The sequence below is a fragment of the Methylobacterium jeotgali genome (assembly GCF_022179345.1).
In the GTDB taxonomy this organism is placed as follows: domain Bacteria; phylum Pseudomonadota; class Alphaproteobacteria; order Rhizobiales; family Beijerinckiaceae; genus Methylobacterium; species Methylobacterium jeotgali.
Genome location: NZ_BPQR01000075.1, coordinates 1 through 17028 on the forward strand (window position 1 = coordinate 1; position 17028 = coordinate 17028).

The 17028-nt window shown below is 72.8% G+C and carries 18 protein-coding genes and 1 pseudogene; 9 read left to right on the plus strand and 10 right to left on the minus strand.

From position 1 onward, the window contains the following. Positions 1-113, plus strand: a pseudogene (locus MFF04_RS18425) (aliphatic sulfonate ABC transporter substrate-binding protein); the annotation flags it as partial. Positions 114-169: 56 nt separating this feature from the next. Continuing rightward, complete coding sequence (locus MFF04_RS18430; protein ID WP_238277959.1) at positions 170-997, plus strand: ABC transporter permease; 828 nt, start codon at positions 170-172, stop codon at positions 995-997. A 6-nt stretch (positions 998-1003) separates the two neighbouring features. Here the strand turns inward: MFF04_RS18430 and MFF04_RS18435 are convergent, their stop codons facing one another. Continuing rightward, a complete protein-coding gene (locus MFF04_RS18435) occupies positions 1004-1183 on the minus strand; it encodes a hypothetical protein (RefSeq protein ID WP_238277961.1) in 180 nt (59 codons plus the stop codon). A gap of 162 nt (positions 1184-1345) precedes the next feature. After that, positions 1346-1615, minus strand: a complete 270-nt coding sequence (locus MFF04_RS18440; protein ID WP_238277963.1) for a hypothetical protein — start codon at positions 1613-1615, stop codon at positions 1346-1348. 126 nt (positions 1616-1741) lie between these two features. Between MFF04_RS18440 and MFF04_RS18445 the strand changes: the two genes are divergently transcribed. Together MFF04_RS18445 and MFF04_RS18450 are read left to right on the plus strand one after the other, a co-directional pair. Continuing rightward, the gene (locus tag MFF04_RS18445; protein WP_238277965.1) at positions 1742-2521 is read left to right on the plus strand and encodes an ABC transporter ATP-binding protein; all 780 of its coding nucleotides are present in this window, start codon (positions 1742-1744) and stop codon (positions 2519-2521) included. Positions 2522-2597: 76 nt separating this feature from the next. Next, positions 2598-3107 (plus strand): OsmC family protein, encoded by a 510-nt coding sequence (locus MFF04_RS18450; protein ID WP_238277967.1) that lies wholly within the window; start codon positions 2598-2600, stop codon positions 3105-3107. Between the two features lie 78 nt (positions 3108-3185). Here the strand turns inward: MFF04_RS18450 and MFF04_RS18455 are convergent, their stop codons facing one another. The 3 genes from MFF04_RS18455 to MFF04_RS18465 form a co-directional block, all read right to left on the minus strand. Further along, positions 3186-3455 carry a hypothetical protein gene (locus MFF04_RS18455; RefSeq protein ID WP_238277970.1) on the minus strand — a complete coding sequence of 90 codons (270 nt, stop codon included), beginning with the start codon at positions 3453-3455 and terminating at the stop codon, positions 3186-3188. A 203-nt stretch (positions 3456-3658) separates the two neighbouring features. Next, a complete protein-coding gene (gene oxlT, locus MFF04_RS18460; RefSeq protein WP_238277972.1) occupies positions 3659-4948 on the minus strand; it encodes an oxalate/formate MFS antiporter in 1290 nt (429 codons plus the stop codon). A gap of 121 nt (positions 4949-5069) precedes the next feature. After that, positions 5070-6668: a gamma-glutamyltransferase family protein gene (locus tag MFF04_RS18465; protein WP_238277974.1), complete on the minus strand. Its 1599-nt coding sequence runs from the start codon at positions 6666-6668 to the stop codon at positions 5070-5072. 255 nt (positions 6669-6923) lie between these two features. Between MFF04_RS18465 and MFF04_RS18470 the strand changes: the two genes are divergently transcribed. Both MFF04_RS18470 and MFF04_RS18475 read left to right on the plus strand, forming a co-directional pair. Beyond that, entirely contained in the window at positions 6924-8396 is a 1473-nt protein-coding gene (locus MFF04_RS18470; RefSeq protein WP_238277976.1) for a carbohydrate porin, read from the plus strand. 47 nt (positions 8397-8443) lie between these two features. Beyond that, complete coding sequence (locus tag MFF04_RS18475; RefSeq protein ID WP_238277979.1) at positions 8444-9979, plus strand: cation:proton antiporter; 1536 nt, start codon at positions 8444-8446, stop codon at positions 9977-9979. 6 nt (positions 9980-9985) lie between these two features. Here the strand turns inward: MFF04_RS18475 and gshB are convergent, their stop codons facing one another. Both gshB and MFF04_RS18485 read right to left on the minus strand, forming a co-directional pair. After that, positions 9986-10936: a glutathione synthase gene (gshB, locus tag MFF04_RS18480; RefSeq protein WP_238277981.1), complete on the minus strand. Its 951-nt coding sequence runs from the start codon at positions 10934-10936 to the stop codon at positions 9986-9988. A gap of 37 nt (positions 10937-10973) precedes the next feature. After that, positions 10974-11264, minus strand: coding sequence for a hypothetical protein (locus tag MFF04_RS18485; RefSeq protein WP_306308049.1), 291 nt, complete (start codon positions 11262-11264; stop codon positions 10974-10976). 431 nt (positions 11265-11695) lie between these two features. Between MFF04_RS18485 and MFF04_RS18490 the strand changes: the two genes are divergently transcribed. Together MFF04_RS18490 and MFF04_RS18495 are read left to right on the plus strand one after the other, a co-directional pair. Next, entirely contained in the window at positions 11696-11896 is a 201-nt protein-coding gene (locus MFF04_RS18490; protein ID WP_238277985.1) for a hypothetical protein, read from the plus strand. Positions 11897-11919: 23 nt separating this feature from the next. After that, positions 11920-12711 carry a hypothetical protein gene (locus tag MFF04_RS18495; protein ID WP_373320120.1) on the plus strand — a complete coding sequence of 264 codons (792 nt, stop codon included), beginning with the start codon at positions 11920-11922 and terminating at the stop codon, positions 12709-12711. A gap of 4 nt (positions 12712-12715) precedes the next feature. On the opposite strand, the gene MFF04_RS18500 is transcribed toward MFF04_RS18495, so the two are convergent. The 3 genes from MFF04_RS18500 to MFF04_RS18510 are packed head-to-tail and all read right to left on the minus strand — an operon-like array spanning position 12716 to position 16265. Continuing rightward, complete coding sequence (locus MFF04_RS18500) at positions 12716-13348, minus strand: DUF1254 domain-containing protein (RefSeq protein WP_238277989.1); 633 nt, start codon at positions 13346-13348, stop codon at positions 12716-12718. Next, on the minus strand, positions 13345-14022 hold the full coding sequence (locus MFF04_RS18505; RefSeq protein ID WP_373320118.1) for a DUF1214 domain-containing protein: 678 nt from the start codon (positions 14020-14022) through the stop codon (positions 13345-13347). The genes MFF04_RS18500 and MFF04_RS18505 overlap by 4 nt, the downstream gene beginning before the upstream one ends. Before the next feature lie 8 nt (positions 14023-14030). Continuing rightward, positions 14031-16265 carry a transglycosylase domain-containing protein gene (locus MFF04_RS18510; RefSeq protein ID WP_238277991.1) on the minus strand — a complete coding sequence of 745 codons (2235 nt, stop codon included), beginning with the start codon at positions 16263-16265 and terminating at the stop codon, positions 14031-14033. Positions 16266-16492: 227 nt separating this feature from the next. Here MFF04_RS18510 and MFF04_RS18515 point away from each other — a divergent pair, with 227 nt between their 5' ends. Continuing rightward, positions 16493-16990: a YcgN family cysteine cluster protein gene (locus MFF04_RS18515; protein ID WP_238277993.1), complete on the plus strand. Its 498-nt coding sequence runs from the start codon at positions 16493-16495 to the stop codon at positions 16988-16990. Positions 16991-17028: the final 38 nt, after the last annotated feature.

The following is a 17028-nucleotide window of genomic DNA, read 5'->3' on the forward strand; positions in this document are numbered from 1 at the left end:
GCGCCGCCGGCCTCGCCCTCCAGGAGGCGGGGGTGATCCCCGCCGGCACCGACGTGAAGGCGGCGGTCGACGGGCTGATCGACCCGCAGTTCAACCCCGGCCCGGCGAAGTAGGCCGCGCCCGACTGGCTTTCGCCCCGGCCCGTGATAAGGGCCGGGCCATGCCGGCCATGCCCGCTCCCGATGCTCCTCCCCTCGCGGAGGCCGCCAGACCCTCGCCCTCGCGTTGGGGGGCCGGAGGCCGCCTCGCCCTCGGCCTGCTGCTGCCGGTCCTTCTGGCGGTCGGCTGGGAACTGGCGGTGCGCGGGGGCTACGCGCAGGGGCGGCTGCTGCCGCCGCCGAGCCGGATCGGCGCCGCGCTGTGGTCGCTCGCCGCCACGGGCGAACTCTGGACCCACGTCTCCGCGACGCTGCTGCGCGTCGGGCTCGGCTTCGCCTTCGGGTCGGTCGCGGGCATCGCGATGGGCGCGCTCACCGGGACGCTTCCGAGGCTGCGCGATCTCGTGGACCCGAGCCTCCAGGCCCTGCGGGCCGTACCCTCCCTCGCCTGGGTGCCGCTCTTCATCCTCTGGCTCGGCATCCTGGAGACGCCGAAGGTGACGCTGATCGCGGTCGGCGTGTTCTTTCCCGTCTATGTCGGCGTGGCCGGCGCCATCGCCTCCGTAGACCGCAAGCTGGTGGAGGTGGGGCGCATCTTCCGCCTGTCGCGCACGGCGATGGCCCGGCGCATCCTGCTGCCCGCGGTGCTGCCGGCGACACTCGTGGCGCTGCGCACCGGCCTCGGGCTCGGCTTCCTGTTCGTGGTGGCCGCCGAGCTGATGGGCGCGTCGGAGGGGCTCGGCTACCTGCTCGTCGACGGGCAGCAGTTCAGCAAGCCGGACCAGATCCTCGCCGCGATCATCGCCTTCGCGCTGCTCGGCAAGCTCGCCGATGCCGGGCTCGTCGCCCTGACGCGGCCGCTGACCGCCTGGCAAGACACCGCCCGCGACACCCTGTGAGGGCGATCAGTCGCGCTCGTCCGCGTGGCGCTTGTCGCGGCCGTCGTCCTGCGACTCGGCATCCGTGACCTGCGGACCGGGACCTTCCACGGGCGGGAACAGTTGCTCGAGCCCCTGGGCGATGCCGTAGAGCAGCGGGTTGGAGGCGGGGCCGGAGGAGGGCGGAGAGAGGCTCTTCTTGTACATCGTCTTCAGCCTTGTCGCCGACGACAGTGGAAATGTCGGCGCGCCGCCCGCAGGCGAGCAGGAGGTCTCATGAGACGTGTCAATGCGGCACGGAGATATTGGTTTCCGCAGAAGACGCAGAGCTGATCGCCCGTGACGGCAGGACCTCGCAGGGCCACATCCTCAGCCGCGGGCGCGCAGCACCGTCTCTGCCGGCAAGGAGCAGCGCAGGGGCGTCACGGTCATCACGACGGAGCTGGGGCAGACCCGCCGGCAGCCCAGCGCCGCCTCGATCTGGTCCCGCCCGCAGGACTCGACGAAGCAGAACTGCCCGAGGTCCTCGCAGCGGGCGAGGAAGCGCCCCTCGGGGACGAGACGGGCCGGTTCGGCGGCCGATGCCGGCCCGCAGAGGGTGGCGAGGAGCAGGGCCGCGAGGCCGATCGGGCGTGGCACGGTCCGAACTCCTCATGCGCGGCGGACACGGGTGACGGCTTCTCTACCACTGGCCCGCCGCGACCGCCTATGGCATCTGCGCGACACCGGCTCCGGCCGGGCCCGACATTCGACCGTGGAGGCGGCGTGCTCGACGTCAGCGATCTCTCCAAGACCTACGCGGACGGCACGCGGGCGCTGACCGGCATCGAGCTGCATGTGCCGGCCGGCGAGATCGTGGCCCTCGTCGGCGGCTCCGGCTGCGGCAAGACCACGCTTCTGCGCCTCGTCGCCGGCCTCGACCGGCCGAGCACCGGCTCGATCCGCCTCGACGGCGAGGCGATCACCGCGCCCCACCCCTATGTCGGCCTCGTCTTCCAGGAGCCGCGCCTGCTGCCCTGGCTCAGCGTCGCCGACAATGTCGGCTTCGGGCTCGCCGCCCTGCCCGCGGGGGAGCGTCGGGCCCGCGTCGCCCACGCGCTGGAGCGGGTCGGCCTCTCGGCCCATGCGGAGCGCTGGCCGCGGGAGCTCTCCGGCGGGCAGCAGCAACGGGTCTCGATCGCCCGCGCCTTCGTGGCGAACCCGCGGGTGCTGCTCCTCGACGAGCCGTTCTCGGCCCTCGACGCCTTCACCCGGCGCGACCTCCACGGGCACCTGCTGGCGCTCTGGGCGGAGACGAAGCCGACGATCCTCATCGTCACCCACGACGTGTCGGAGGCCGTGGCCCTCGCCGACCGCGCGGTGGTGATGCGGCCCTCGCCGGGCCGCCTCGACGACACCGTGCCGCTGAGCCTGAGCCGCCCCCGCGACCCGGCCTCCGCGCCCTCCGAGGCGGCGGTGCGGCGCATCCTCGCCGCTCTCGACCGGTCGCTCCGGCCCCCCGGTCCGGCGGTGGCGGCGCCCGCCGAGGGCGCGGCCTGGTGGTAGGGCGCGGTTGAGATCGCACGGCCGGCGCGCTACCGGCCCCTGCGACGACTTGAAGATCACACGAGGAGACGACCCCATGGACGCCACCGAACTGCGCGCCCTCCAGGCCCCGCTCAAGGACCAGTACCGCGCCGCGCCCGACTCCGCCGTCATCACCCTGAAGGCCAGGGGCACCCTCGACGACACCAAGATCGCCTGCAAGGTCGAGACCGGCCGGGCGCTCGCGGTCGCGGGCCTGCACCCGGCCACCGGCGGCACCGGGGCGGAGCTGTGCTCGGGCGACATGCTGCTCGAGGCGCTGGTGGCCTGCGCCGGCGTCTCGCTCAAGGCCGTGGCGACCGCCCTCGACATCCCGCTGCGGGCCGGGACCGTCAGCGCCGAGGGCGATCTCGACTTCCGCGGGACGCTCGGCGTCGACCGGGAGGCGCCGGTCGGATTCCGGGCGATCCGCCTGGCGTTCGATCTCGACACCGACGCGCCCCAGGAGAAGCTCGACCAGCTCCTCAAGCTCACCGAGCGCTACTGCGTCGTCTTCCAGACGCTCAACCGCAAGCCCGAGCTGGCGGTGAGCGCCACCCGCGCCTGAACGCGCAAGGGGCCGGGCATCCTCACGATGCCCGGCCCCTGAAGGCGAAGCGATGGTGCCCGTGCCGGGCGGACGCCGCTACCGGCGCGGGCCGCCGGCGGTGTCGCCGTACTGCGGCACGACGCGCTCGGGCTGCTCGGCGTTGCTGCCCTTGGCGGAGGCGTCGATGCCCCGGCGGGCGATCGAGCCCGTGGCGAGGTCGTCGTAGTAGCCGGCCTGAGGCGCGGCCTCGACCCGACCCACGCGCGCCGTCGAGAGCGTGTCGAGGCTCTGGGCGAGGGCGGAGGCCGTCGGGGCGGCGGCGAGGAAGGAGGCCGCGAGAAGCGCGGCGGGAAGGCGGATCGTCATGATCGTGGTCCTTTCTTGGCGCGGCCCCGAGAAGACGCATCCTTCTCGGATGTGACGAAGACGCCGGGCCGCCTTTTCTGTCGTGAGCCGGATATGGGTTCGCTCCGGGGGGCGTCGTGTGCGCTCCCGCACGGACGCATCGCCTCACGAAAAAGGGCCGGTCTGCGCCGGCCCTTCTTCCCCGTTCTCGGATGCCGCGCGCCTCAGCTCAGCGCCGGCCGCCGCACCGGTTCGATCCCCACGCTCTCCGCGCCGTTCACGCCAAGCCAGCGGCGCCGGGCCGGTTTCAGGACGAAGTAGGCGAGCACCGCGGTGATCAGGTCGAGGACGATGGCGATGCTGAACACCGGGATCCAGCTTCCGGCGGACGCGTAGATCATCGCCGCGACGGGGCCGCCGAGCAGCGAGCCGACGCCCTGCGCCATGTAGAGGAAGCCGTAGTTGGTGGTGGCGTGCTTGGTGCCGAAGGTGTCGGTGAGCGTCGAGGGGAACAGCGAGAAGATCTCGCCCCAGGCGAAGAACACGACGCCCGAGAGCAGCGCGAAGGCGTAGGGGTTCTCGCGCCACACCAGCAGGCAGACGATCGCCACCGCCTCGAGCGCGAAGGCCACCGCCATGGTGTTCTCGCGGCCGTAGTGATCCGAGACCCAGCCGAAGAAGGGCCGCGTCAGGCCGTTGGTGATGCGGTCGAAGGTCAGCGCGAAGGGCAGCGCCGCGAAGCCGAACACGAGGGCGTCGGCGACCCCGAAGTCGCGGGCGAAGGAGGCGAACTGGGCGACGACCATGAGCCCGCCCGTCGACATCATCGTCATCATCAGGAACATCAGCCAGAACAGCGGCGTCCTGAGCATCTCGGCGGGCGCGGTGTCGCGGGCGGCGCTCGCGGTGCGGCCGGGGGGCACGGGCACGATCTCGCTCGGCTTCGGCGAGCGCAGGCCGAGCGCGGCGAGGAAGCCGATGGCGCCGAGGATCAGGCCGAACACGAGCAGCGTGTGCCGGAAGCCGGAGGCCGCGATCATGTCGGAGATCGGGAAGGTGGTGCCGATGGCGCCCATGCCGTAGCCCGCCGCGACCACGCCCACCGCGAAGCCGCGCCGGTCGGGGAACCAGCGCACCATCAGCCCGACGATGCCGACATAGACGATGCCGGTGCCGAGCCCGCAGAGCAGGCCGTAGCTGGCGTAGAGGCCGAACAGGCTCTCCGAATACGAGGCGGCGACCCAGCCGAGGCCGCTCATGGCGGCGCCCGCCGCGATCAGGAGCTTGGGGCTGAAGCGGTCGAGGAGCCAGCCCTGCACCGGCGAGAAGAACGTCTGCAGCACGATCACGATGGTGAAGGTGACCTGCACCGCCGCGAGCGAGGCGCCCGTCGCCGTCTGGAAGGGTTTGACGAAGAGCGTCCAGACGTATTGCGGGCTCGAGATCGTCATCATGACGATGAGCCCGAGAAGCAGCTGAACCCAGCGGGTTCGGTTCGACGCGACGGTATCCATGATACGCTCCGTGAGGGAGCGCGGTGGAACGCAACGACCGCGCCAGGATGAATCCCGATTCAATCTGGGCGGGCAGTTTTCGATCCGGGTGTGCCGGAACCGCCGCGCGCCCGGCCGTGGCTCACAGGCCCTCGGCGCCGCCGTCCGAGCGGGGATCGTGCATCGCCTCGATGCGGCTGTCGCGTGGGTGGCGCACCAGCATCCCGGCGTGTCCCAGGGAGTCGATATAGGCGCCGCCGAGCTCCTCGATCTCGTGGCCCATCCGCCGCAGCGCCTCGATGCAGGCGGGATCGAAGCGGTCCTCGACCTTCACGGAGAGCGAGGGCGCCCCCCATGTACGCCCGTAGAGGAGGCGCGGCGCATCGACGGCCTCGGCCACCGACATCCCGTAATCGGCGTAGCGGGCGAAGATCTGGGCCTGGAACTGCGGCTGCCCGTCCCCGCCCATGGAGCCGTAGGCCATCACGCGCCCGTCGTCGAAGGCGGCCAGCGCCGGGATCAGGGTGTGGAAGGGGCGTCGCCCCGGCTCCAGCGGGTTCACGGCGGCGGGGTCGAGGGAGAAGGACATGCCCCGGTTCTGCCAGCAGATGCCGGTTCCCGGCAGCACCGTTCCGGAGCCGTACTCCCAGTAGACCGACTGGATGTAGGAGACGGCGTTGCCCTCCCCGTCGATCGCGCCCATCCAGACGGTGTCGCCGGCATCGGGATCGCGCAGCGGCACCCGCGCCGCCCGGTCCATCGTGATCAGCGCGGCCTCCCGGTCGAGACGCTCGGGAGTCAGGAAGGAGGCCGGGTCGGCGCGCAGGCGGTCGAAGTCGGTCACCACCCGGTCGCGGATGGCGAAGGCGCGCTTCGTGGCCTCGATCAGCCCGTGATAATGGGCCGTGCTCTCCGCCGCGCGGATGTTCAGCCGGTCGAACAGGCCGAGGATCAGGAGCGCGGCGAGCCCCTGGGTGGGCGGCGGGAAGTTGAAGAGCTGCGCGTCCCGGCGGCGGATCGAGAGCGGGGCCCGCTCGCGGGCGGCGTAGGCCTCGAGGTCCGCCCGCGTCACCGGGGCGCCGAGGCGCTCCAGGTCGGCAGCGATCTCGCGGCCGACATCGCCCCGGTAGAAGTCGTTGAGCCCGGCATGGGCCAGCTGCTCCAGGGTCGCGGCGAGCTTCGGAAGCGCCCGGACCTCGCCCGCCGGATACGGCTTGCCCTCCTTGAGGAAGGTTGCGGAAAAGTTCGGGGCGTCGTGGAGCGTGTCGAGCTCCGGCAGCACGTAGCGCGCCTCGGAGGCGGAGACCGGTACGCCCTCGCGGGCATGGCGGATCGCGTCGGCGAGCAGCGTCGGGAGCGGCAGGCGGCCGCCGAGCGAGCGGGCGTAGTCGAGGGCGAGGCGCCAGCCGCCGACGGCGCCGGCCACGGTCACGGCGGCGTCGGGCCCGCGGGACGGGATCGCCTCGAACCCCTTCTCCCGGTAGCGCGCGCGGGTCGCGAGGCGTCCGGCGGGGCCGCAGGCCTCGAAGCCGCGCACCCGGCCGCTCCTGTCGCGCACCAGCCAGAAGCCGTCGCCGCCGATGCCGTTCATGTGCGGGTAGACGACGGCGATGGCGGCGGCCATCGCCACCATGGCCTCGACGGCGTTGCCGCCCTGCGCGAGCACCGTCTGCCCCGCCTTCGCGGCGAGGCTGTGGGGCGCGGCGACGGCGGCGGAGGCGAAGACGGGGGTCTCGGGCATGGGACCTTGGACGGAATCTGAGGGGCGTTCGGCGCACGTCGAGAGGCGTGGCGCGAAGGGCCGAAGGGTGCAAGAGGCAGGCCCCGGCCTTTAGCGCCCGCGCCGGTGCCGATGCAAACCGGTGACGGGACGCCGCGAAAACGCCGATCCGGCGGTGGCGCTGCGCCGGTCTCGATCGCGCCGTGCTAGAGCCTGAGGCCATCCGGCCGGCGGAGCGCGCATGTCCCGTCCCCTCGATATCCTGGCAGGGAACCCGTGAGACGCAGGCCCCGCCGGCTCGCATCGGCGCTCGCGCTCGCCGTCTCCGGATGGGTCTTCCTCGGACAAGCCCAGGCCCAGAGCCTGATCCCCGTCCTAGAAGGCGCGGGCGGGGACGTGCGCACCTCCGTCGCCCAGCCCGAGACGACGAGCCAGGCGTCCGGGGGCTACGTGCGCTCCGTGGAGCCGTATCTCGGGCCGCTCGCCGACCCCTTCGGCCTGCGCGCCTTCCTGAAGCCGCGGGGCGTCGAGTACAGCCTCACCTACATTGCCGATGTGCTCGGCAACCCCGTCGGCGGGGTGCGCCGGGGCGCGATCGTCGAGGACCGCTTGAACCTGCGCCTCAACCTCAACCTCCAGACCCTTGCCGGCTGGGAGGGCGCGACGATCCATGCCAACGCCTACTTCATCCACGGCACCGGCCTGACGCGCTACTACGTCGGCAACCTCACCGAAGTCAGCGGGATCGAGGCGCTGCCGTCGAGCCGCCTCTACGTGCTCTGGCTCGACCAGCGGCTCCTCGACGGGCATCTCGGGGTCCGGGTCGGGCAGCAGGCGGCCGACACCGAGTTCTTCGTCAGCCAGACGGCGACGCTGTTCGTGAACTCGAGCTTCGGATGGCCGGCGATCACCGGGCTCAACCTGCCGAGCGGCGGCCCCTCCTATCCGCTCGCCACCCCGGCGGTGCGGGTGAAGTACACGCCGAACGACGCCTTCTCGCTCCAGGCCGGGCTCTATGACGGCGATCCGGCCGGCGCCAACCGCCCCGGCGACGACCCGGAGGCGCAGCGCCTCAACCGCACCGGCACGCTGTTCCGGGTGCGCGATCCGGCCCTGCTCATCGCGGAGGCGGCCTATGCCTACAATACGGGCAAGGGCGACGCGGGGCTGCCCGGCACCGTCACGGTCGGGGGCTGGCAGCATCTCGGCCGCTTCGACGATCTGCGCCTCGACACGTTCGGCCGGCCGCTCGCCGATCCGGCTTCGACGGGCCTCGCCCGGCAGGTGCGCGGCAATGCCGGCTTCTACGGCATCCTCGACCAGACGATCTTCCGCGAGCCGGAGAAGGACGACGAGGGCGCCAGCGTCTTCGTGCGCGGGGCCTTCTCGCCCTCCCGATCGAGCCTCGTCGACCTCTATCTCGACGCCGGAATCGCCTTCAAGGGCTTCATCGAGGGCCGCTCCGACGACACTTTCGGCGTGAGCGTCGCCCATGCCCGCATCGCCGGCAGCGCCCGGCGCGCCGACCGGGACGCGGCCTTCTATACCGGCGCGCCGATGCCGATCCGCCATGCCGAGACGATCGTCGAGGCGACCTACCAGGCGCTGATCGTGCCCGGCTTCACGGTGCAGCCCGACGTCCAGTACGTGTTCCATCCGGGCGCCGGCATCGCCAACCCGCGGGACGCCGCCGGGCGGCGGGTGAAGAACGCGGCCGTCCTCGGCTTGCGCGCCACCGTCCAGTACTGAGCCCTCGGGTCGCGCCAAGCGGCACGCTCCGCCCTATCTGCTTGTGAATGTTGATCTTCGAATGGGTCGTCGGCGTGCTGCTCGGCGCCGTGACCCTCGCCGCTCTAGCCCGCCGGGTCGGCGCCCCCTACCCCGCCTTCCTGGCGCTCGGCGGCGTGGCGCTGGCCTTCGTGCCGGGGGTGCCGAACCTCCGGCTCGACCCCGAGCTGGCGCTGGCGCTGTTCGTGGCGCCGGTGCTGCTCGACGCCGGCTACGACACCTCCCTGCGCGATCTCAAGGCGAACTGGCGCCCCATCGCCGGCCTCGCCTTCGGCGCCGTGGCGCTGACCACCGCCGGCGTCGCGGCGGTCGCCAAGCTGCTCGTGCCGGACATGCCGCTCGCGGCCTGCGTCGTGCTCGGCGCCATCGTCGCGCCGCCCGACGCGGTGGCGGCCCTCTCCGTGCTGCGCCATGTCAGCCTGCCCCACCGGCTCGCCACGATCCTGCGCGGCGAGAGCCTGCTCAACGATGCCGGCTCGCTGCTGATCTACCGGCTCGGGGTGAGCGCTGCGGCGGCCGGCGGCTTCAGCCTCGCCGAGGTCGCGCCGACCTTCCTGCTGGCGGTCGCCGGAAGCCTCGTCGCGGGCCCGCTCGCGGCGCTGGCCTTCACGGCGATCGTGCGGCGGGTCTCCGACGCCTCGACGAACATCGTCCTGCAATTCGTCGCCACGTTCGGGCTCTGGCTCGGGGCGGAGGCGCTGCACCTCTCGGGGGTGCTCACCGTGGTGAGCTACGCGCTCACGGTTGCCCGCTTCTCCCCAGGGGTGACGGCGCCGCGCACCCGCATCGTCTCCTACGCGGTCTGGGATTCGGCGGTGTTCGTGCTCAACGTCCTCGCCTTTGTGCTCATCGGCATCCAGGTCGGGCCGATTCTGGAGCGGCTCGACGGCGGCGAGCAGGCCTCGGCGCTGCTGCTCGCCGGAGCGGTCTTCGCCACCGTGGTGCTGGTGCGCATCGCCTGGGTGCTGCCCGCGAGCCGGATCGGGCATTTCCGCTTCGCCGACCCGCAGGCAAGAGAGCGGGCGGGGCCGGGGCCGGCGGTGGCCGTGTCCTGGGCGGGGATGCGCGGCATCGTCACCATCGCCACGGCGCTGGCCCTGCCGGGGGACTTCCCCCACCGCGACCTCGTCGTGTTCGCGGCCTTCGGCACCGTCATCGGTACCCTCGTCATCCAGGGGCTGACCCTCAACCCGCTCCTCGCCCGGCTCGGGCTCGAGGACGACGACCCCGTCGGCCGGGAGGTGGGGCGGGCCCGGGCCAAGGCCTACGAGGCGGCGCTCGCCAGCATCGAGGGCGAGGGCGAGGTCGCGCAGAGCCTGCGCGGCGAGCTCGAGACGGCCCTCTGCGAGGCGCGCCGGCACGAGCAGGGGCTCGCCCCCGAGGCGCTGCCCGCCGATGCTGCCCGCCGCCGGGCGGTCGACGCCGCCCGCGACGCGGTGCTGGCCCTGCGCAAGCAGGGCAAGATCGGCGACGACGCCTACTACGTGCTGGAGGAGGAGTTCGACTGGGCCGAGCTCAGCGCCACGCCCCGCGCCGAGACCTGATGCACCTCAGGCCGCCTTCACCCGCCGCGCCTCGATCGCGTCCCACACGGACACCGCGAGGTCGGGCCCGCCGAGGCGCTTGATGGCGCGCAGGCCCGTGGGCGAGGTCACATTGATCTCGGTGAGATGGCCGTCGATCACGTCGATGCCGACGAGGATCAGGCCGCGCCGGCGCAGCTCCGGACCGATCGTCGCGCAGATCTCGCGCTCGCGCTCCGTCAGATCGGAGGCCGCCGCCGCTCCCCCGCGCACCATGTTCGAGCGGATGTCGCCCGCCGCCGGCACCCGGTTGATCGCGCCCATCGGCTCGCCGTCGACGAGGATGATGCGCTTGTCGCCCTCGCTGACCTTGTCGAGGAAGCGCTGCACCACCCAGGCCTCCCGGAAGGTCGCCGCGAACAGGTCGAACATCGAGCCGAAGTTCGGGTCGTTCTCGGTGACGCGGAACACCGCCGCCCCGCCATGGCCGTGGAGCGGCTTCATCGCCACCGTGCCGTGCTCGGTGCGGAAGGCCTCGATCTCCGCCCGGTCGCGGCTGATCAGCGTCGGCGGCATCAGCTCGGGGAAGTCGAGGACGAAGAGCTTCTCCGGCGCGTTGCGGACCTCGACCGGGTTGTTGACCACGAGCGTCGAGGCCGGCAGGCGCTCCAGCATGTGGGTCGCCGTGACGTAGGCCATGTCGAAGGGCGGGTCCTGGCGCATCAGCACCACGTCCGCCTCGGCGAGGTCGATGCGCTCGATCGCCCCGAGGGTGGCGTGGTCGCCCTCGACGTCGCGCACGGTCAGCGGCTCGACCCGCGCCGTCACCCGCCGTCCCTGCATCGAGAGCCGGTCGGGCGTGTAGTGGAGCAATCGATGCCCCCGCGCCTGCGCCTCGAGGAGCAGCGCGAAGGTCGAGTCGCCCGCGATGCGGATCGACTGGATCGGGTCCATCTGGACCGCAACGGTGAGGCTCATTCCGGTCCTCGGCTCTGGAGGGCCGGCGGGCTCGCGCCTACTCGCCCTTGAAGGATTTGGTGCCGGTGCGCTTGTCGTAGTCGCCGATGGCCGAGCGGCACTCCGGCGAGAGACGGGCGCGGTTCCTGGTCATACAGCGCTCGGCGTCGTCGCTGTTCGGATCGACGCCGGCGCAGAGCCGGAAATAGTCGTTCGCACAGCCGAGCTGCAAGCCCTGGTCGTCGCGCTGCGCCAGGGCCGGCCCTGCGGTGAGCAGCGCGAGGCCGAGGGCCAAGGCGCCTCCGGTCCGACGGGTGAGACGCGTGGATCGTGCGGTGTCCGCTCGCATGAAGCCCTGTCCTTCGTCCTGTGGCGCGTCCCTCGGGCCACCGCATATCGGCGGCGGCGCCAGCGAGGCAAGCGCCGGAGGCCGGACCGGTTCCCGATGCCGCCGCGCTTGTGTCGCGCGGGTGACAGGCTCCCCCGCGCATAAAAAGGCCCCGCGCGGAGGTGGCGCGGGGCCCAAGTCAAGGGAGGAAACGCCCGCCATGGGCGGGAATTCACAAGGCAAGAGCCTTGCCAGATGCCCGGTCGAGACCGCCGATCGGCGGTCTCCGGGAGCGAGAACCGATGCCGATCGGCCGCACCTCACCGCAGGTTGTCGTCCCGCATCGTGAGAGCGCACCGTCACAACGATCCGTTAACCATCGCGTGCTGATCTCGCCGCGTCGCCCCCGGCCTCACCGTGCCGGCGGAGACCGAACCCGCGAGGAGGTCGCCATGACCTGCGAGACCCACCGCGAGACCGCGCGCCCGTCCGGTGCCGTGATCCTCGCCTTTCCCCCGGACGCCCCGTCCCGCCGCGCTCCCCTTCGGGAGGACGAGGCGCGGGGGGAGATCCTGCTCTTCCTCGGCGTGCGCTACGAGCGCCTGCCCGAGCCCGTCCGCGAGCCGGGCCCGCGCCGCCGCCGCCGCTCCTGATCCTTCGGGAGCACGCCGCCGTGCTGCCGCGCCCCGCGCGCTCCGCGCTGCCGCTCGCCGGCCTCGCCCTGCTCGGCGCCTGTGCGCAGCAGGGGGATTTCGGCCGGCCGGCGCCGAGCGCCTGGAACGGGCTGATCGAGACCACCGGCACGCTCTCCGCCCGCACCCGCGGCGAGCCGGCCTCGCTGTTTCCCCTCACCGACGACGAGATCGCGCTCCGCGACCGCGCCTGGCGCTTCCTGATGCCCGCCTCGACGCGGGACGTCTTCCTCGACGCTCTCGCCAACCTCACCCGCGCCCGGGTGCTGCCGCCGGGCTGGCGCTGGCCGGACGTCGCCGACTATCACGAGAGCCTTCTCGGCGGCCCCTTCGCCTCCGCGGTGTCCCGCTACCGGCGCCTCGGCGACGACGCCACCGCCGACGCCCGCCTGATCCCGCCCTTCGCGGCCACGGCGGCGAAGGTGGCGGAGGCCGACGGCCTGCGCCTGCGCAGCCTGCCCTTCGTGAGGACGCTCTCCGACGACGACGTGCGCGAGGCCGCCATGCGGGTGGCCGAGAACCGCTGCCTCGTCGCCTGGGTGCGGCTCTCCGTCGCCGAGCGCATCGAGGGCTATCGCTACGCCGCCGAGCATCTGCTCATCGAGGTGCCGGGGCCCGAGGCGGTCGCCGCCGAGCGCAGCGTGACGGCGCTCAGCGGCCGCCGCGCTCTCCTCGATCCGCTGCTGCCGCCGGACGCCGCGGCCCGCTGCGGCCTCGCGCCGGGGCCGGCGGTGTCCGCCGCGGTCGCGGCGCCGCCGCTCGTCGTCAAGAACTAACGGTTCAGCCGTTCGGCTTCGCCGGGCTCCTTCCCGCCCCGCTGCCCGCCCCGTTGGCAGGCGGGTCGGCCGGGCTGTCGAGGGTGCAGGAGACGGCCTGCACCGCCTCGTTGGCCGCCGCCCGCTGGCTCGGCAGCGCGGCCACGACCCGCACCACCACGAAGCCCCGGGGCTCGGGGGCGATGATGCGCACGTCCCGGCTCGGCTCGTTCTCGTCCTCGTTGGCGAGCGCCTCGTCGTTCTGGGCGCGGGTCAGCACCACGAGGTCGAGGGCGCCGCGCACCGCCGCCTGGTCCGTCACCGCGTAGTACGAGCCCCGCCGGGAGTGGACGGCGAGCGACAGCATCAGCGGCCCCGTGCGGGCGGAGACCCGCATCGGCCCCTCCGCGAGGTCGTAGGCGCAGACGCCGACCGCCACCGCCGGATCGGGAATCGGCAGCCAGGCCTCGGCCGGGGCTGGGTTGTCGCCGGTGGCGAGCGTGTAGATGCGCAAGGGGTGGTCGAGGCTCTCGCTGGCGCCGGAGCGGGTCAGCGCGTCGCTCTCCGACAGGCGCGGGATCGCGAGCACCGCCGCGATGTGGACGATGCCGGCGATCACCAGACCGGCGGCCGTGGCGACGAGGAAGCCCGGCCTCATGCGCCGCACCCGATCCGGGCGATGGCGGGCAGGGCCTCGCGGTCGAGGTTGCCCACGCTCGCGGCCACGGGGGTGTCGTAGAGGCGCAGCGCCAGCCTCAAGGGGCCGCTGGCGCGGGGGCTCGGCAGCCAGTTGCCCGGCTGGACGTCGGGCGCCAGCGCGATCACGAAGCTCCCGTCCCGCTCGCGCAGCACCTCCGTCGAGGTGAAGCCCTCGCGCACCGGGGGCCGGGCGGGGTCGGGGGCGCCGCGTCCGGCGACCGTCAGCGTCCAGGCGCGGGCCGGCGGCGTGCTGCCGGAGAGGCGGTAGGTGCAGGCCGCGTCGAGGGCCCGCCCCTCGTCGTCGGCCGACGCGGTGAGCAGCATCCCCTCGCCCACCGCCAGCGCGATCTCGCCGCGCCGGGCGTTGACGGCGCGGGTGTAGGGGTCGGTCCCGGCGGTGCCCGAGCGCGGCCAGGCGGTCCAGGGGCCGATGGCGACGCCCCCGAACGGATAGCCGCCCCGCGTCGCCCAGTCGGCGCTGGCCAGCCCGAGGACGCCGCCGAGGGCGAGCGCGTAGAGCACGAGGCCGACGCGCGACGAGCCGCGCAGGATGCGCCCCGGCAGGCGCCGCAGGGCGCCGGGGAGTTCGCGCCTAAGCGCCGCCGGCGCCGGCAGGCGCGCCTTCTCGGTCACGCTCGCGGTCACTGCACGCCGAAGCCGGCGGCCGGGCGGGTGCCCTCGGCGAGGCTGCCGGCCCCCGGCGCCGCGCGCACCGGCGCGAACCCGGCCTGGTTGCCCTGCGCGGGCTGGGCTTTGCGGAACAGGCCGTGCAGCCCGTCGATCACCTCGAAGGAGCGGCGCGAGAGCTTGCCGGAGACGCCCTGTCCGACCCCGCCGGCGGGCTCGTCGGCCTTCGCCTGCGCCGCCGGGCGGCCGCCGTCCTTGAGGCCGGGGATGGTCCTCAGCTCGATGCCGCGATGGGCGGTCTCCATCACGTCGTGCCAAGTCATGCCGGGAAGGGAGCCGCCGGTCATCTTGTTCGTCGAGGTGTGGTCGTCGTTGCCGTACCAGACGGCGCCGACGTAGTTGCCGGTGTAGCCCACGAACCAGGCGTCGCGGTAGGCGTTGGTGGTGCCGGTCTTGCCCGCGATCTTCAGGCCCTCGATCTGCACCCGCCGGGCGGTGCCCTCCTCCACGACCTTGTTGAGCATGTAGTTCATGTCGGCCACGACCTGGGTCGAGAGCACCTGGGCGGGCTTCTCGTCGTCGTGGCGGTAGACGATCTCGCCCGACGAGTTGCGGATCTCGACCGCCGCGTAGGGCTTCGCCCGCTTGCCGCCGTTGGCGAACACCGCGTAGGCGGCGGCCTGGTCCATCACCGTCACCTCCGCCGAGCCGATCGGCAGCGAGACCGAGTCGGTCAGCGGGTTGGTGATGCCCATGGCGCGGGCGGTCTCGATGATCTTGGCGCGGCCCGCCTTGGCGGCGCGGGCCTCGTGGCTGATGCCCATGGCCTTGCCGAGCGCGATCGAGACCTTGATCGGGATGGTGTTGATGGATTTCGCGACCGCGAGCCACATCGGCTGGCGGCCGGAATAGGAGCGGCCGTAGTTCTGCGGGCACCAGTTGCCGATGCAGACGGGGGAGTCGACCACCGTGGTGTCGGGCCGGAACTGCCCGGAGGCGAGCGCCGCGGCGTAGACGTAGGGCTTGAAGGAGGAGCCGGGCTGGCGCAGCGCGTCGGTGGCGCGGTTGAACTGGCTCTCCCCGTAGTCGGCGCCGCCGACGATGGCCCGCACCGCTCCGTCCGGGTCCATGACCACCATGGCCCCCTCGTCGACGTCGTACTGGTCGCCGTACTGGCGCAGCACGTTCTGCACGACCTCGTCCGCGCGCTTCTGGATGGCGACGTCGAGGGGCGTCTTCACCGTGAGCACCCGGTCCTTGAGCTTGCCCGCGTCGGCGAGCCCCTTGATCTGCCCGAAGGCCCAGTCGAGGTAGTAGTCCGCGGTGATGTCGCGGGTGCGCGTGACCGGGGTCGCGGGGTTGCGCAGCGCCGTCTGGATCTGGCCTTCCGTGAGGAAGCCCGCCTCGACCATGTTGTGCAGCACGTCGACGGCCCGCGCGCGGGCGGCGGGCAGGTTGACGTGGGGCGCGTACTTCGTCGGCGCCTTGAAGAGGCCGGCGAGCATCGCCGCCTCCGCGAGGCTGATGTCCTTGAGCGGCTTGCCGAAATAGTAGTCGGCCGCCGCCACCGCCCCGAAGGTGCCGCCGCCCATGTAGGCCCGGTCGAGATAGAGCTTCAGGATCTCGTTCTTGGAGAGGTGCGTCTCGAGCCAGAGGGCGAGGAACGCCTCGTTGATCTTGCGCTCCAGCGTGCGCTCGTTCGACAGGAACAGGTTCTTGGCGAGCTGCTGGGTGATCGAGGACCCCCCTTGCGTGTTGCCCCCGCCCCGCGAGTTCGAGACCACGGCGCGCAGCGTCCCGATCGGGTCGATGCCCCAGTGCTCGTAGAAGCGCCGGTCCTCCGTCGAGACCAGCGCCTTGATCATCACGTCGGGAAACTCGTCGAGCTTGAGCGAGTCGTCGTGTTTGATGCCCCGCCGGCCGACCTCGGCGCCGTAGCGGTCGAGGAAGGTGACCGCGAGGTCCTGCTGCTTGAGCCAGTTGTCGCTGGTCAGGTTGAAGGCGGGCTGCGCCAGCGCCAGGACCAGGATCGCCCCGCCCGCGCCGATGGTGACGCCCTCGCTCGTCAGGTCGAGGACGACGCGCTTCCAGCCCCGTACCGAGAGCACGCTCATGCGCTCCTGGAAGCGTTCGTAGGCCTCGCCGGTCGAGCGGCCGCTGTCGTAGAGGCCGGCGTTGACCCAGGCGTCGAAGGCGAGCGCCGCCCGCTTGATGCGCACGAGGATCGCGTTGGCAGTCGGAAGGCGCACGGGCTTCGTTCCGTCTTTCCTCGGGCCGCGCAGGACCTTCTCGCACGGGGTCCGCGCGCTCGCTGTGTAGCAAGGGGCGGCCGCCTCCGCGAGGCTTAACGCGGAATGCGGCCGGACGGACTCCGCCCTTTCCCGCAACCCGGCGTAAAGGTTAACGGGGATTGCGGCGCGGCCATGGCTGGCGCCCCGCGGTTGCGGGCCGGGCGCGCTGCCCCCATAGGAGGCGGATGCCCGCGAAGCCCAAGCCGCCGCCTCCGGGGCCGGAGGACGGCGCCCCGCCCGCGCCGTTCTGGCGCACCAAGACCCTCGAGACCCTGACGCCGCAGGAGTGGGAGAGCCTCTGCGACGGCTGCGGGCGATGCTGCCTGATCAAGCTCGAGGACGAGGACACCGGCGAGGTCCACCACACCGATATCGGCTGCACGCTCCTCGACGGCCGGCGCTGCCGCTGCCGCGACTACGCCAATCGCCAGAAGCGGGTGCCCGACTGCGTGCGCCTGACCCCGGAGGCGGTCCGCGCCCTGACCTGGCTGCCGCGGACCTGCGCCTACCGCCTCGTGCGCGACGGGCAGGACCTCTACCCCTGGCACCCCCTCGTCTCCGGCCGCCGGGCAAGCGTCCACGAGGCCGGCATCTCGGTGCGCGGGCGGCTCTCCGGCAACGAGGAGGAGTTCGACGACGAGGAGTATCCCGACCGCATCGTCTCCTGGCCGGGCGAGTCCTGAGTCCGAGGTATCCGTCAGTCAGAACGGGAGAGTCCGAG